Genomic DNA, 14,077 nt, shown 5'->3' with positions numbered 1-14,077 from the left:
GGATCACCATGTCGGCCAGCGTCAGGGCTTTCTGCTGCTGGCGCGAATAGTTGATGAACGCACGGCCGGGATCGCCGTGTGCGGCGCCGGTGTCCAGGTAGCTGGAAAGCTCGACGACCACGATACCGTCATGCTGTTCGCGTACCTTGGCTTGCAGGTAGCTGCTGTTGCGGCCTTGAGCGCGGTTCAGAAACTGTTCCTGATAGGCCTTGATCGACGCTGGCGGCGGCGTGCTGCTGTCGGCGACCGTCAGCTGCAGCAGGGTCTTCTGGACGATGGCGTCCAGCTTCGGCTCGTCAGGAAAGTGCACGGTATCGATGTTCACCAACGGGCAATCGGCGGTGGTGCAGCCCGGCTTGATCAGCTCGGAAGCATCGCGCTGAACCTGCAGCGGTGCGCGCATGTTGGGCGTGAAGAGGCTTTGGCAGGCGCCGAGCAACAGGGCCAGGCAAGCCAGTGAAGTGATCCTCAATAACGACATGTTGATCCTTGGCAGTGTCAGTGAAGGCGGTTGCGTTGTGCGTGTGCAGGCTGGTTGGACTGCAAACGCCCGGTTCGGTTCGCCACTGGGCGGATTAGAATTGTTTTACGTGGCGGGCGTCTACCCTGCTTCTTTAAGGGGGCTGCATCTGGTGGTCGATGCGCGTTAGGATGGTCGCACGTTCAAGACAGCGCCAAGCGAGAAACCTATGACCCAGACCACCCGTTCAGCACCGACGGCTTTCGAGATCACCCGGCGGGAAAACTGCTTTCAGGGTTTCTACAAGCTGGACAAGTTGTACCTGCGCCACGAGTTGTTCGATGGCGGCACCAGCAAGGAAATCAGCCGCGAACTTTTCGTTCGCCACGACGCAGTGTGTGTCCTGCCTTATGACGCAAAACGTGATGAAGTGGTGCTGATCGAACAGTTTCGCGTGGGCGCGGTCGAGAAGGCAGCCAACCCTTGGCTGATCGAACTGGTGGCGGGTCTGATCGACAAGGATGAGCAACCGGAAGAAGTTGCTCATCGTGAGGCAGAAGAGGAAGCTGGGCTTGTGTTCGGCGCGCTGTGGCCAATCACTAAATACTTTCCTTCGCCGGGCGGCAGTGACGAGTTCGTTCACCTGTTCATGGGGCAGTGCGACAGTCAGGGGGCAGGCGGGCTGCACGGGCTCGAATCCGAAGGCGAAGACATCCGCGTGACGGTCTGGTCGTTCGACGATGCGATGCAGGCTGTGGCTGACGGAAGAATCATGAACGCGGCAACGATTATCGCCTTGCAATGGCTGGCGTTGAACCGCGCTGAAATAAGGGGGTTATGGTCGTGAATCTACTGCGCGAGCGCTACCGTGTTGATCTTGCCGGGCTTCAGGCTGCGTGCGAGGCCAACTACGCGCGCTTGATGCGATTGCTGCCGGACATGCGCAACCAACAGCGCTCGCGCCGCGTTGCGGTCACCCAGGGTGATCAAATGCTGGGCGTGCTGGCGGTCGAGGTTTTGCTCGACTGCCCTTACACCACCACCCTGCAAGTGCGCCAGGAACACAGCCTGCCGTGGCTGCCATTGCCCAGTCTTGAAGTGCAGGTCTACCACGACGCCCGCATGGCCGAAGTCATTGGCGCCGAACATGCCCGTCGCTTCCGGGGGATTTATCCGTACCCCAACGCCGACATGCACCAGCCCGATGAAAAGGCCCAACTGAATCTGTTTCTGGGTGAATGGCTGAGCCACTGCCTGGCCTGCGGTCACGAGTTCGAAGCGGTACGCTGATACACCTTCCGATACATTTCAATCCTTCAGTCGGCGAATGCCGCTCTCCTACGGCGGCATCGTGCTGAATGCGTTTCAGCCTGTGGCATCGACATCTTCCGATACTTTTTGACGCTGGACGATCTCGCGTCAGTGCTTAAACTCGCCGGCTGTTTTTCATCTGCTCACCTTCAGCCAAGGTTCATGACCGACTGACCTGCACTGCCCAGCGCATGGATGCGTGACCATTGATACAAGGAGTTCAGCGCAATGGGGGGTTACGACACCAGAGGCAACTATTCGCCGACGCCGGGTGTATGCCGTCCTGCTGGACCTGCCAAATCCCCGCTGAAGCCGCGACCGCCCGCATCCACCTGGGAAAATCAGCCGCCACGCACGCTTTATGCGCAAGAGCCTAAACCCGGCTGTCTGGTAGGCGTTCGATTTCTCTGGAGTAACGGTGAGTCTTTGGCTGGTTGTTCTTGGGATCTCACTCAAGAAAACGGTCAAGTCATCCGGGGCACACTGGATTCCAAGAGTTTTCTCAGTCAGGTGATTGAAGGCCGTGCGCACAGAATCCGGCTCAATCCGCGGTTCGATCCGAAAGCGCAGCTGGGTGCATTCGATCAGAGCTGCAAAAGGTGCTGCATGAAATCCTGGCCGCCGAGCGAGTCGAAGCCGACCGTCTGACAGCGATCCAGACACAGCGCAGTGCGGTTGCCAATGTCTTTTATGCCCAGATCGCACTGGGACGGGGATTTTTGTACGGCGCTTGGGGGCTGGTTGAGTCAAACCTTGAATTTGCTGATCTGGCCAACCCCTTTGATGAGCTTGCACAGGCGGCAGTGGCGGCCTGGAAGGCTGAACCGGAACCCGGAAAAGGCTGGCTGGATTCATTTCTGGAGCAATACACGGGGGCCAATACCGTGATCTGGCCGCAGCACTGGGTTTTGATCCCGCAACCATCAGCCGGGAAAAGATGGCGCAGGCTTACGAGGCTGCGAACTACATCTTTGAAGATGCAGCCAGCAAGCGTGTATTGCGAGACTTTGCCGCAGAATACGTCAGCATCCAGAATCACGAGTCCATCCTCGAATTCACCGCAGGCATGGTCTTCGAGATCGTATTGGCAGCCCTGCTTGTTTTCCTGACCGGCGGCACCGGCCTCGCAGCACGCGCATCAGTTGCTTCCACACGACTGACGCCACTGCTCACACGGTTAGGCGAGACACTGGGCAAGCTGGGCGCTAATCTCAAGAAAGCCAGGGTTTACGAGGCAGGGATTGCTGAAGGCGAGGGGAGCGGATCGCAGACGGTTGTGATTCCGCAGGCGAAGGCGGTTGTGCCGGCATATTTATATCGGCCGGACAGAAAACTAACTAGAGACAAGCACGGTAACCATATTCCTGATTCTGATGTTCCGCATACACAACTGGGTAATAAAAAGGGGCGTCGTGGAGACTACAGGCAAGCACGTGAGTGGCGTGAAGATGAGGCAGGCGCATTGGTGCCCAGTCGGGACATCGACTTTACAGATCATGGCCGCCCTGAAAATCATACAAATCCATATCAGCACGATTGGACCCCCAATGAAACAGGAGGAACCCTTAAGCATGGAGATGCTAAACCTTTGGAGTACCCCTAATGAATACGCTGACTATCCCGGTAACGGGTGAAGGCTTTATTTTTAACTTGAAGGAAATGCTGTCATTTGTTCCTGATAACAAATGGATCTGGGTCGTGCTTGAGTTTTTACGGTGTCGGCATCGCTCCGGCTGGTCTGGCTATGCCTGACTTTGAGGAGCGTTTGCGAGACCTCGAAAAAGGATGGTTATTCAGTTGGGAAGAGCTGCGCCTATTTGCCAATGATATCGAGCAGGTCTTCGACTGCTTTATCGTCGCCGTGGATTCTGTCGACAAGATCAGGAAACCCATCGAGGTGGATGAGCCGCCGCAAAACTGTTTTATCGCACTTGAAGCCTTTGACAGTCATGAGTGGATCATATGGAGTGATGTTCCTGAACGGTTAAGTCCGTTTTCAGCGTTGCGTGAATTGGCTGACTGATATGGGATCCTACGATGTTGCGTCGTTCCGGGCCGATAATGCTCATCACCCTGTCTCGGGCTTCGATTACATTCATGCATGCGATTCATCATACGCAGCGCCTGCCTGCTGATCTTGCGCTCTGGATGGCGAAGCTGTACTGGCCTGATTTTATACGTGTGGATGACTGGGTTTTTGTTAAGGAGAACTTTGATGAGGCTTATTACCACTCGCTGTTGGAATCGGATAACTCTCCAGCCAAGAATCAGTTCTGGATGAACCTGCTTGAGGTGACGGGACTTTTTGAGAATCTCTCAGTGCCTGAAGCGACGGTTGTCGCGAATGCATTGGCGGGAAGCTGGAACGCCAGACTTGCCTCTGAATTCGGCCCGTCTTTTGCCCAAGCCAGAGCGATTGTCGATGATGAGGGCTGTGAGGTATTTGTGACGATTGGCTTTTCGGATTAAGGTTTGAAGGGCTTTGGATGTGCCTAATGGATTTTAGATTGCTCGACGTGGTCAGGCTTGAAGTGGATGTTCCTGATGAAGGTTTGCTCAAAGGGACAACAGGAACGATTGTGCATGAATTCTTTGTTCCGGATATTGCGCACGAAGTCGAGTTCACCGATTCGCAAGGCAGAACGACGGCGCAGTTGACATTGCTTCCTTCGCCGTAATCTCTTTTGGTACGGCTGTGATGAGCTTAAAAATACTTGAACGACTCAAGGGTCTCTTTCGGTCGGAGCCTTCTAGCAGTGATGATGTGCCGATCATATATCCTTATGCGGATTATGTGGTGGGGGATAGAGCCAACACATCAAAGTTTTGCTATCTCTACATGAGCCTGTCGCGTTTGAATTTTCCGGCAGACGTCATCGAAAGCTTCGCTGCGCTCTTCAATCCCACGATTTTTATTTATGAAGGCGGGTATTTCATCGAGGAGAACTTCACATACACCAATTATGAAGACTCGCTGGAACGGCAGGTGCCTATTCGGAAAATACCCTACTGGATAAGTATGGTCGAGATCACCAGCTTGCCGGGCGATATCGGTTACGACGAGGCTGCCGAGCTGGGTGCGGTGATTCGCGATTGCTGGGGCGCTAAGCTCAATCGGCAGTTTCCGGATTCGGGTTTTGAGGCGCTGCTTTTGCTTGATGATGAACTGGATGAGGTCTGGGTGACATTGTGCCGCGTGTAATTGTTGATCTGGCGTATACGCGTATCGCTGACGTGTGAGGTGATAATGGCTGTGATACGAGGTTTACTGGCATCCCTCTCAACCATGACCCTCTGCACCCTGATCACACTATTCATCATGGGGCACTGCTGGCCTGAGATGCCTTACGAGCAAGCGCTGGGTTATCTGTCGGGCGCCGGGATGGCGGGGATGGTGGCGGGAGCGTTGATTTTTTCGACTGCTCGGAAGGCGAGGCTTCGGCGTTTTTGCTGAAGAGGTATCAGGAGGGCTTCGGTGTGCGACGGGCCCCTGATTTTCATCAGGCGCCCGGCACCACGACTGGTTTCACACTTTGAAACGACGGACCAAAGCGCTGAGGTCGTCAGCCAGACGTGACAGTTCCTGACTGGACGAGTGTGTCTGTTCTGCCCCGGCAGAGGTCTGGATCGACAGGTCGCGGATGCGCACCAGGTTGTGGTCGACTTCTCTTGCCACCTGAGCCTGTTCTTCCGCAGCGCTGGCGATCACCATGTTTCGCTCGTCTATGTCACCGACGGCCTGCGCGATCGTGCGCAGCGCTTCGTTGGCGGACGTGGGCTGAGTCTGGGTCTGTCGGGCCTGTTCGGCGCTGGTCAGCAAGGCGTCTACCGTCTGGTTGGTGCCCAGCTGGATGCTGCCGATCATCGTTTCGATTTCGCGTGTAGAGTCCCCGGTACGATGAGCGAGTGAACGGACTTCATCTGCAACGACTGCAAAACCGCGCCCGGCTTCACCGGCCCTGGCTGCTTCGATGGCTGCGTTCAACGCCAGCAGGTTGGTCTGTTCCGCCACGGCACGGATGACTTGAATGAAAATGTGATCCTTATCCGCTGCCGCACCCACATTCCGGGTTTACCCGTATCGCTCGCCGTCACATAATCGCGCTGAATCCTTTCCAGGAGACGGCCTTGCCGAGCGCAGCCCCTTCATCGTCAGTTTTGCTGGTGCAGTTATCCGACAGCCACTTGTTTGCCGAGGCGGACGGGACCTTGCTGGGCATGAATACCCGTGACAGCCTGGAAAAGGTTGTGGATCTGGTGGTGGCCGAGCAATCGGGTATTGATGTGGTGATTGCCAGCGGGGACATTTCCCAAGATGGCAGCGTGGAGTCGTATGAGGCGTTTCGTCGGCTCAGCGGACAGATTGCAGCGCCTGCGCGCTGGTTCGCCGGCAATCATGATGAGCTGCCGCAAATGGAACAGGTGGCGCAGGGCGTCGGGTTGCTGGAGCCGGTGCTGGATGTTGGCCAATGGCGGGGGACGTTGCTGGATTCTGCGGTGCCAGGTTCTGTGCCGGGTTTTCTGGCTGAGTCGCAATTGCGGTTGCTGGCGCAGTCCCTGAGCGAGGCGCCCGACCGGCATCATCTGGTTTGTCTGCATCATCACCCGGTGACCATCGGATGTGAATGGATGGCGCCGATCGGTTTGCGCAATGCCGAGGCGTTTTTTGCCGTTCTGGACCGCTTCCCTCACGTCAAAGCGGTTCTGTGGGGGCATGTGCATCAGGCGTTCGACCAGATGCGCCAAGGCGTGCGCCTGTTGGCCTCGCCTTCGACCTGCATCCAGTTCGCGCCGGGCAGCGAAGATTTCAAGCTGGACACCGCGGCACCCGGTTATCGCTGGCTGCGACTTCATGATGACGGGCAACTGGAAACCGGCGTCTCCAGGGTGGTCGGCATGGTGTTCGAGGCCGATTATGGTGGCACTGGCTACTGAATCGTCGCACGTAACTATTTCCGGTAAGGTGTTGTGACGTCAGTCCCTGTAAACTGCATGGCTTTGCCTTGCACCCGGGAGCAGCAGCGTGACCAGCGAAACCCCCTCATTGCTGTACATTCATGGCCTGAACAGCTCGGCTCAGTCGAAAAAGGCCTGCCAGTTGCTTGCGCTGATGAATTCATTGGGCCTGGCCGAACGGCTGCAAGTCCCTGAACTGCATCATCATCCACGTGAAGCCATGACTCAGCTCGAATCGGCCATTCAGACGCTGGGTCGGCCGCTGCTGGTCGGCAGCTCGCTCGGCGGCTACTATGCGACTCATTTGGCGCAGCGCCATGGCCTGAAAGCGCTACTGATCAACCCGGCCGTCAACCCGCATCAGTTGTTCGACGGGTTTCTCGGCATGCAGCAGAATCTGTACACGGGCGAGCAGTGGCAGTTGACGCAGGACCATATCGACGCGCTGGCTGCGCTGGAAGTGCCAGCCCCAAAGGATCCGCAACAGGTTCAGGTGTGGTTGCAGACCGGCGACGAGACGCTCGATTACCGCCGCGCCGAAGCCTTTTACCGGGCATGCGCGCTGCGTATCCAGCACGGCGGTGATCACAGCTATCAGGGTTTTGCCGAGCAACTGCCCGCCCTGTTGAGTTTTGCCGGTTTCGCCCCGGGCCTGCTGCTGGGGATCGACCTGTCGGCGCTGTAAGTGATCGTTTGCCGGTCACAGGAATACCTGAACATTGAACCCCCGAAATCCAATGAACGATTGATAACGAGAACCCATGGCCAATCCCAGCGCTAGCTCTTATAACGCAGACGCCATCGAAGTCCTCTCGGGCCTCGATCCGGTTCGCAAACGTCCGGGCATGTACACCGACACCTCGCGGCCCAATCACCTGGCGCAGGAAGTCATCGACAACAGTGTCGACGAAGCCCTGGCCGGTCATGCCCGCTCGGTGCAGGTGATCCTGCACGCCGACAACTCCCTTGAAGTGTCCGACGACGGTCGAGGCATGCCGGTGGACATTCACCCCGAAGAGGGCGTGTCGGGTGTCGAGCTGATCCTTACCAAGCTCCACGCCGGCGGCAAGTTTTCCAACAAGAATTACCAGTTCTCCGGCGGCCTGCACGGCGTGGGGATCTCCGTGGTCAACGCGCTCTCCACCCAGGTTCGGGTGCGGGTCAAGCGCGACGGCAACGAATACGAAATGACCTTTGCCGACGGTTTCAAGGCCACCGAACTGGCGGTCATCGGCACGGTTGGCAAGCGCAATACCGGCACCAGCGTGTATTTCGCGCCGGACCCCAAGTATTTCGACACGCCGAAGTTTTCCGTCAGCCGCCTCAAGCACGTACTCAAGGCCAAGGCCGTTCTGTGCCCCGGTCTGCTGGTCAGCTTTGAGGACAAATCCAGCGGCGAGAAGGTCGAGTGGCATTACGAAGACGGGCTGCGCTCGTACCTGCAGGATTCGGTCACCGAGTTCCTGCGCCTTCCGGACGAACCGTTCTGTGGCAGTTTCGCCGGCAACAAGGAAGCCGTGGACTGGGCGCTGCTCTGGCTGCCCGAAGGCGGCGATAGTGTTCAGGAAAGCTACGTCAACCTGATCCCGACCGCGCAGGGCGGCACCCACGTCAACGGTCTTCGCCAGGGGCTGCTGGATGCAATGCGCGAATTCTGCGAGTTCCGCAACCTGCTGCCGCGCGGTGTGAAGCTTGCGCCGGAAGACGTCTGGGAGCGCATCGCGTTCGTGCTATCGATGAAAATGCAGGAGCCGCAGTTCTCAGGCCAGACCAAAGAACGTCTGTCTTCGCGTGAAGCGGCAGCGTTCGTCTCGGGTGTGGTCAAGGATGCGTTCAGCCTGTGGCTCAACACCCACTCCGAGCTGGGCCTGCAGCTGGCCGATCTGGCGATCAACAACGCCGGTCGCCGTCTGAAGGCCAGCAAGAAGGTCGAGCGCAAGCGCATCACACAAGGCCCGGCACTGCCCGGCAAACTGGCCGACTGCGCCGGGCAGGATCCGGCGCGTTCCGAGCTGTTCCTGGTCGAAGGTGACTCTGCGGGCGGTTCGGCCAAGCAGGCACGCGACAAGGAATTCCAGGCGATCCTGCCGTTGCGCGGCAAGATTCTGAACACTTGGGAGGTGGACGGCGGCGAAGTGCTGGCCAGCCAGGAAGTGCACAATATTGCGGTCGCCATCGGCGTCGATCCGGGCGCAGCCGATATCAGTCAGTTGCGCTACGGCAAGATCTGCATCCTGGCCGACGCCGACTCGGATGGTCTGCACATCGCCACCCTGTTGTGCGCATTGTTCGTTCAGCACTTCCGGCCCCTGGTGGACGCAGGTCACGTGTACGTGGCCATGCCGCCGCTGTACCGCATCGACCTGGGCAAGGAAATCTACTACGCGCTGGACGAAAGCGAACGCGACGGGATCCTTGACCGTCTGGTGGCCGAGAAGAAGCGCGGCAAGCCTCAGGTCACCCGATTCAAGGGCCTGGGCGAGATGAATCCGCCGCAACTGCGCGAAACCACCATGGACCCGAACACCCGGCGTCTGGTGCAACTCACACTGGATGACTTCGCCGCCACGTCGGAAATCATGGACATGCTGCTGGCCAAGAAACGCGCCGGTGATCGCAAGACCTGGCTCGAATCGAAGGGCAACCTGGCCGAGGTCATGATTTGACACGAGCCTGGCTCGCTGCCCTGTCCTTTGTGGTCGCCCCGGTTTTCGCGGCACCGCTCGAGGCCCTGACGTTGCAGTCCGAACATCCGGTTGACGGCATGGTGGGCGGCAACCTGTCCGGTCTTGCCTCGTGCAATGGCCGGTTGTGGACGGTGTCCGACCGTGACGACACGCTGCTCTACAGCCTTGATGTCTCGGATCGGGTCTGGAAGGCCGAGGCGCACGTTATTGATGTGCCCAAACCGGACAGCGACCTGCCGCTGAACCTGCGCTCGCTGGCCAACCTGTCGTCCATCGTGCGCGGCGGCAGCATGGATTTCGAAGGCGTCAGTTGCGACGCGGCGGGCAATCGGTATCTGGTCAGCGAAGCCTACGGTACGGTGCTGAAAGTACCGGTCTCAGGCGCTCCCGCGTGGCTGCCACTGCCTCATGAACTGGTACAGCAGGCACGCGAGAAGGGCATGCTGCAGCATTTCAATGCGATTTTCGAAGGTATTGCCGTGAACGCTGCCGGTGACCGGATCTGGCTCGCGGCCGAGCGCGAGAAGCGCGGCCTTTTGGTGGTGCAGCGTGACAAGGATCAGTGGAACTGCGCAAAAAGTTGCGTGCTGCTGGCCGAGGCCGGAACAGACACGCTGCCGCCGGAGCAGAAGCGCAAAAAGGTGTCGACGGACTTTTCCGATATCTCGCTGTACAACGGCAAGCTGTTCACGCTGGAGCGTTCGGTCTACCGCATTTGCCGACGCGAGCTGGAAACCGGACAAATAGAGCGTTGCTGGTCGTTTGCCAAGGAAGCCATGCTGCCGTCACGTCGCTATGATCAGCCTTATGGTCTGACCGAAGCGCTGGTCGTGGACGAGACGGGTGCCTGGATCGGCATCGACAACAATTTTGGTGTTCGCGCCGATGGCGAAAAACGCCCGATTGTATGGCGTTTCGCAGCGCCCCGTGCGGGCTGGAGTGAGGGGCAATGACTCAGGCGGTTCCCGGCAGGCGCGCCGGCAAAATCCTGATGATCCTGGCCTGGGCGGCTGGGATCTTTCTCGCCACACGCTTTTTTGGCGAGTGGGAAGACAAGCAGCGCAACCCCAATGCGGTCGTGGCTTCGCAGCACGGCGACGGGTATATCGAGGTGCAACTGGCGGGCAACCGTCAGGGACACTTCGTCAGTACCGGCCAGATCAACGGCCGGACGGTAGAATTCATGATCGACACCGGCGCGACCGACGTCGCGATACCCGGTGACATGGCCGACCACCTCGGCCTCAAGCGTGGCCTGCCGGTGACGGTCAGTACCGCCAATGGCAACAGTCAGGGTTTCCGGACCTCGCTCGACCGGCTGCAACTGGGCGACATCGTCCTGACCAATGTGCGTGCGCTGGTAGCGCCGGGTCTGGACGGTGATCAAGTGTTGCTGGGCATGAGCGCAATGAAACAACTCGAATTCACACAGCGTGGCGGCAATTTGCTGCTGCGCCAGTCAACACAATGATGAGGCCCGCATGAGCGACTCCCTTGACCTCAGCCTGGACGGCGTAGAACGCCGCTCGCTGGCTGACTTCACCGAACAGGCCTACCTCAATTACTCCATGTACGTGATCATGGACCGTGCCTTGCCGCATATCGGCGACGGCTTGAAGCCTGTGCAGCGTCGTATTGTCTACGCCATGAGCGAACTGGGCCTGGGCGCGGACGCCAAGCACAAGAAGTCGGCGCGTACCGTCGGCGACGTGCTCGGTAAATTCCACCCGCACGGCGATTCGGCTTGCTACGAAGCCATGGTGCTGATGGCCCAGCCGTTCAGCTATCGCTACACGCTGGTGGACGGCCAGGGCAACTGGGGTGCACCGGACGATCCCAAGTCCTTTGCCGCCATGCGTTATACCGAAGCCCGTCTGTCGCGCTATTCCGAAGTTCTGCTCAGCGAACTGGGTCAGGGCACTGCGGACTGGGTGCCGAACTTTGACGGCACACTCGATGAACCTGCCGTCTTGCCGGCGCGTCTGCCGAACATTTTGCTCAATGGCACCACCGGCATCGCCGTGGGCATGGCCACTGACGTACCGCCGCACAACCTGCGCGAAGTCGCCAGCGCCTGCGTTCATCTGCTGGACGACCCCAAGGCGACGATTCAGGACCTCTGCGAGCACATCAAAGGTCCAGATTACCCGACCGAAGCGGAAATCATCACGCCCAGCGCCGATCTGCTGAAAATCTACGAAACCGGGCGCGGCTCCGTGCGCATGCGGGCGGTGTACCGCATCGAAGATGGCGACATCGTGGTCACATCGCTGCCGCATCAGGTCTCCGGCGCCAAGGTGCTGGAGCAGATCGCAGCGCAGATGCAGGCCAAGAAGCTGCCGATGGTGGCAGACCTGCGTGACGAGTCGGACCACGAAAACCCGTGCCGCATCGTCATCATCCCGCGCTCCAACCGGGTTGAACTCGACGAGTTGATGCAGCACCTGTTTGCGACCACCGAGCTGGAATCCAGCTACCGGGTCAACATCAACATCATCGGTCTGGACGGCAAGCCGCAGCTCAAGAACCTTAAGACGCTGCTCGGCGAATGGCTGACTTTCCGTATCGGCACCGTGCGCCGTCGTCTGCAGTTCCGCCTGGACAAGGTCGAGCATCGTCTGCACCTGCTGGACGGTTTGCTGACCGCGTACCTGAATCTGGATGAAGTGATTCACATCATCCGCACTGCCGAGCACCCGAAAGCTGAATTGATTGCGCGCTTCGAGCTGTCGGAAATCCAGGCGGACTACATCCTCGACACCCGTCTGCGTCAGTTGGCGCGTCTGGAAGAAATGAAGTTGCGCAGCGAGCAGGATGCGCTGCGCAAGGAACAGGCCAAGCTGCTGGCGTTGCTGGGCAGTGAATCCAAGCTGCGTAAGCTGGTGCGTTCCGAGTTGATTGCCGACGCCGAGACCTATGGTGATGACCGACGCTCGCCGATCGTGGCGCGTGCCGAAGCCAAGGCGCTGTCCGAAAACGAGTTGATGCCGACCGAGCCGGTCACCGTGGTGCTGTCCGAGAAAGGCTGGGTGCGCTGCGCCAAGGGGCACGATATCGATGCCACCGGGCTCTCCTATAAAGCGGGTGACGGCTTCAAGACGTCGGCCATCGGGCGGTCCAACCAGTTTGCGGTGTTCATCGACTCCACGGGCCGTAGCTATTCGGTCGCCGCGCACACCTTGCCTTCGGCACGCGGCCAGGGCGAGCCGTTGACCGGCAAGCTGCAGCCACCGCCGGGGGCGACCTTCGAATGTGTGCTGTTGCCTGATGACGATGCGCTGTATGTCATTGCGTCGGACGCCGGGTACGGTTTCGTGGTCAAGGGCGAGGACTTGCAGGCCAAGAACAAGGCCGGCAAGGCGCTGCTCAGCCTGCCGAGCGGAGCCAAGGTCATTCTGCCTCGGCCGGTGACCGACCGTGAGCAGAACTGGCTCGCGGCGGTCACCACCGAGGGGCGTCTGTTGGTGTTCAAGATCAGTGACCTGCCGCAGCTGGGCAAGGGCAAAGGCAACAAGATCATTGGTATTCCAGGCGAGCGAGTCGCCAGTCGCGAAGAGTACGTGACCGATCTGGCAGTCATCGCGCAGGGCGCTACGCTGGTACTTCAGGCGGGCAAGCGAACGCTATCGCTAAAGCCCGAAGACCTGGAGCATTACAAGGGCGAGCGCGGCCGTCGCGGCAATAAACTCCCTCGCGGCTTCCAGAGAGTCGATGCGCTATTGGTGGAAAATAGCTGAAAACATTGACCTGACGCTGGTGTTCTTCGTTTTGCCATGAAGTACGATGCATAATCGCTGGAGTCATGGCGAATATTCACGGATGATATGGAGTCTTGGGGCGCAAGCGTGGCGCAGTGCCTGCATGGGTCTGGAAAGTATTTATACTGTGGCTTCCCGTGGGGCAGCCACCTGGATGGGATGATGAATTTTCTACGCCTTCCCCTTGTCCTGTTGATGACTGGCGTCCTGGGTCTGGCCGGGTGCAGCGTGCACCAGCCGACCGCGCTCTATCAACTGGACAGCGGTGAGCCTGGTCAACCGAAGCAAAGTAGTGGGCTGGCAGTCTTGCTGGGCCCTGTTTCGGTGGCCGACTACCTGCAACGCGAAACCCTCTTGCAACGACAGCCTGATGGCACTCTGACTGCCTCGCCCGATGGACGTTGGGCGGGCAATCTGTCTTCGGACATAGATCAGTTGTTGCTGCGCCAATTGGCCTGGAAGCTGGACAGTCAGCGCGTCGTGCTGGCACCTGCGGTTGCCAACTTCTCGCCCGACGTTCAGGTGGTGCTGTCGATTACCCGTCTGGATTCCGGTGCAAAGCAGCCAGCCGTGCTGGACGCACAATGGCGCCTACTGGATCGCAAGGGTCACGTCCGCGACAGCCGACTGGTACACCTTGAGCAGGTCCATGCTGGCAGCTCTGCCGATCAGGTCAAGGCGCAAGGCATGTTGCTGCAGCGTCTGGCCGAACAGGTCAGTACGGCGATCAAGCCGATTTCCTGGCAGCCGATCGAAGAACCAAAAAAAGCCCCGGTGGCTCGTGCCAAAGAGGCAGACAAACCTCGTATTCCGATGGCATCGCCGATTCGTACAGACCTTGAAGTGTTCCGCTTCTAAGGCCTGGAGAACAAAAAGCCCGCAGTGATGCGTAATGCTGTTCACTT

14 protein-coding genes and 2 pseudogenes are annotated in these 14,077 nt (G+C 58.8%); 14 read left to right on the top strand and 2 right to left on the bottom strand.

Going from position 1 to position 14,077, the window contains the following annotated elements; translation table 11 throughout:
- Positions 1-481: pseudogene (locus tag BZK31_RS14960) on the bottom strand (DUF3298 domain-containing protein); the annotation flags it as partial.
- A 208-nt stretch (positions 482-689) separates the two neighbouring features.
- On the opposite strand from BZK31_RS14960, the gene BZK31_RS14950 reads away from it, so the two are divergent.
- The 7 genes from BZK31_RS14950 to BZK31_RS14915 all read left to right on the top strand — a co-directional run bounded on the left by BZK31_RS14950 (position 690) and on the right by BZK31_RS14915 (position 4,973).
- Complete coding sequence (locus BZK31_RS14950; protein WP_083183734.1) at positions 690-1,307, top strand: NUDIX domain-containing protein; 618 nt, start codon at positions 690-692, stop codon at positions 1,305-1,307.
- Entirely contained in the window at positions 1,298-1,750 is a 453-nt protein-coding gene (locus BZK31_RS14945; protein ID WP_083183733.1) for a DUF1249 domain-containing protein, read from the top strand. The genes BZK31_RS14950 and BZK31_RS14945 overlap by 10 nt, the downstream gene beginning before the upstream one ends.
- Positions 1,751-2,708: 958 nt before the next feature.
- Complete coding sequence (locus BZK31_RS29730) at positions 2,709-3,374, top strand: hypothetical protein (RefSeq protein ID WP_083183731.1); 666 nt, start codon at positions 2,709-2,711, stop codon at positions 3,372-3,374.
- Positions 3,375-3,473: 99 nt separating this feature from the next.
- Positions 3,474-3,794 (top strand): hypothetical protein, encoded by a 321-nt coding sequence (locus BZK31_RS14930; protein ID WP_157900742.1) that lies wholly within the window; start codon positions 3,474-3,476, stop codon positions 3,792-3,794.
- A 14-nt stretch (positions 3,795-3,808) separates the two neighbouring features.
- A complete protein-coding gene (locus BZK31_RS14925; RefSeq protein WP_244182690.1) occupies positions 3,809-4,240 on the top strand; it encodes a hypothetical protein in 432 nt (143 codons plus the stop codon).
- Positions 4,241-4,287: 47 nt separating this feature from the next.
- Positions 4,288-4,449, top strand: coding sequence for a DUF4926 domain-containing protein (locus BZK31_RS14920; RefSeq protein WP_244182691.1), 162 nt, complete (start codon positions 4,288-4,290; stop codon positions 4,447-4,449).
- Positions 4,450-4,469: 20 nt separating this feature from the next.
- Positions 4,470-4,973, top strand: coding sequence for a hypothetical protein (locus tag BZK31_RS14915; RefSeq protein WP_244182689.1), 504 nt, complete (start codon positions 4,470-4,472; stop codon positions 4,971-4,973).
- 324 nt (positions 4,974-5,297) lie between these two features.
- Here the strand turns inward: BZK31_RS14915 and BZK31_RS14905 are convergent.
- Positions 5,298-5,792, bottom strand: a pseudogene (locus BZK31_RS14905) (methyl-accepting chemotaxis protein); the annotation flags it as partial.
- A 107-nt stretch (positions 5,793-5,899) separates the two neighbouring features.
- Here BZK31_RS14905 and cpdA point away from each other — a divergent pair.
- The 7 genes from cpdA to BZK31_RS14870 all read left to right on the top strand — a co-directional run bounded on the left by cpdA (position 5,900) and on the right by BZK31_RS14870 (position 14,030).
- Positions 5,900-6,706 carry a 3',5'-cyclic-AMP phosphodiesterase gene (gene cpdA, locus BZK31_RS14900; protein WP_083183726.1) on the top strand — a complete coding sequence of 269 codons (807 nt, stop codon included), beginning with the start codon at positions 5,900-5,902 and terminating at the stop codon, positions 6,704-6,706.
- A gap of 88 nt (positions 6,707-6,794) precedes the next feature.
- Positions 6,795-7,412: a YqiA/YcfP family alpha/beta fold hydrolase gene (locus BZK31_RS14895; RefSeq protein ID WP_083183725.1), complete on the top strand. Its 618-nt coding sequence runs from the start codon at positions 6,795-6,797 to the stop codon at positions 7,410-7,412.
- A 76-nt stretch (positions 7,413-7,488) separates the two neighbouring features.
- Positions 7,489-9,393 carry a DNA topoisomerase IV subunit B gene (gene parE / locus BZK31_RS14890; protein WP_083183724.1) on the top strand — a complete coding sequence of 635 codons (1,905 nt, stop codon included), beginning with the start codon at positions 7,489-7,491 and terminating at the stop codon, positions 9,391-9,393.
- Complete coding sequence (locus BZK31_RS14885; RefSeq protein WP_083183723.1) at positions 9,390-10,367, top strand: esterase-like activity of phytase family protein; 978 nt, start codon at positions 9,390-9,392, stop codon at positions 10,365-10,367. Before parE ends, BZK31_RS14885 begins: the two co-directional genes overlap by 4 nt.
- Complete coding sequence (locus BZK31_RS14880; RefSeq protein WP_083183722.1) at positions 10,364-10,885, top strand: retropepsin-like aspartic protease family protein; 522 nt, start codon at positions 10,364-10,366, stop codon at positions 10,883-10,885. The genes BZK31_RS14885 and BZK31_RS14880 overlap by 4 nt, the downstream gene beginning before the upstream one ends.
- 10 nt (positions 10,886-10,895) lie before the next feature.
- Positions 10,896-13,151: a DNA topoisomerase IV subunit A gene (gene parC, locus BZK31_RS14875; protein WP_083183721.1), complete on the top strand. Its 2,256-nt coding sequence runs from the start codon at positions 10,896-10,898 to the stop codon at positions 13,149-13,151.
- 183 nt (positions 13,152-13,334) lie between these two features.
- The gene (locus BZK31_RS14870) at positions 13,335-14,030 is read left to right on the top strand and encodes a PqiC family protein (RefSeq protein WP_083183720.1); all 696 of its coding nucleotides are present in this window, start codon (positions 13,335-13,337) and stop codon (positions 14,028-14,030) included.
- Positions 14,031-14,077 lie beyond the last annotated feature (47 nt).

The organism is Pseudomonas floridensis, from assembly GCF_002087235.1.
In the GTDB taxonomy this organism is placed as follows: domain Bacteria; phylum Pseudomonadota; class Gammaproteobacteria; order Pseudomonadales; family Pseudomonadaceae; genus Aquipseudomonas; species Aquipseudomonas floridensis.
Note: the sequence above shows the minus strand (reverse complement) of the source record. Positions and strands in the feature narration are given on the sequence as shown.

Bases quoted from the DNA above. Each gene is read 5' to 3' on its own strand.
- BZK31_RS14915 (WP_244182689.1), top strand. From the start codon at position 4,470: ATGAGCTTAAAAATACTTGAACGACTCAAGGGTCTCTTTCGGTCGGAG.
- BZK31_RS29730 (WP_083183731.1), top strand. From the start codon at position 2,709: ATGGCGCAGGCTTACGAGGCTGCGAACTACATCTTTGAAGATGCAGCC.
- BZK31_RS14870 (WP_083183720.1), top strand. From the start codon at position 13,335: ATGAATTTTCTACGCCTTCCCCTTGTCCTGTTGATGACTGGCGTCCTG.
- BZK31_RS14925 (WP_244182690.1), top strand. From the start codon at position 3,809: ATGTTGCGTCGTTCCGGGCCGATAATGCTCATCACCCTGTCTCGGGCT.
- BZK31_RS14950 (WP_083183734.1), top strand. From the start codon at position 690: ATGACCCAGACCACCCGTTCAGCACCGACGGCTTTCGAGATCACCCGG.
- parE (WP_083183724.1), top strand. From the start codon at position 7,489: ATGGCCAATCCCAGCGCTAGCTCTTATAACGCAGACGCCATCGAAGTC.
- BZK31_RS14945 (WP_083183733.1), top strand. From the start codon at position 1,298: ATGGTCGTGAATCTACTGCGCGAGCGCTACCGTGTTGATCTTGCCGGG.
- parC (WP_083183721.1), top strand. From the start codon at position 10,896: ATGAGCGACTCCCTTGACCTCAGCCTGGACGGCGTAGAACGCCGCTCG.
- BZK31_RS14880 (WP_083183722.1), top strand. From the start codon at position 10,364: ATGACTCAGGCGGTTCCCGGCAGGCGCGCCGGCAAAATCCTGATGATC.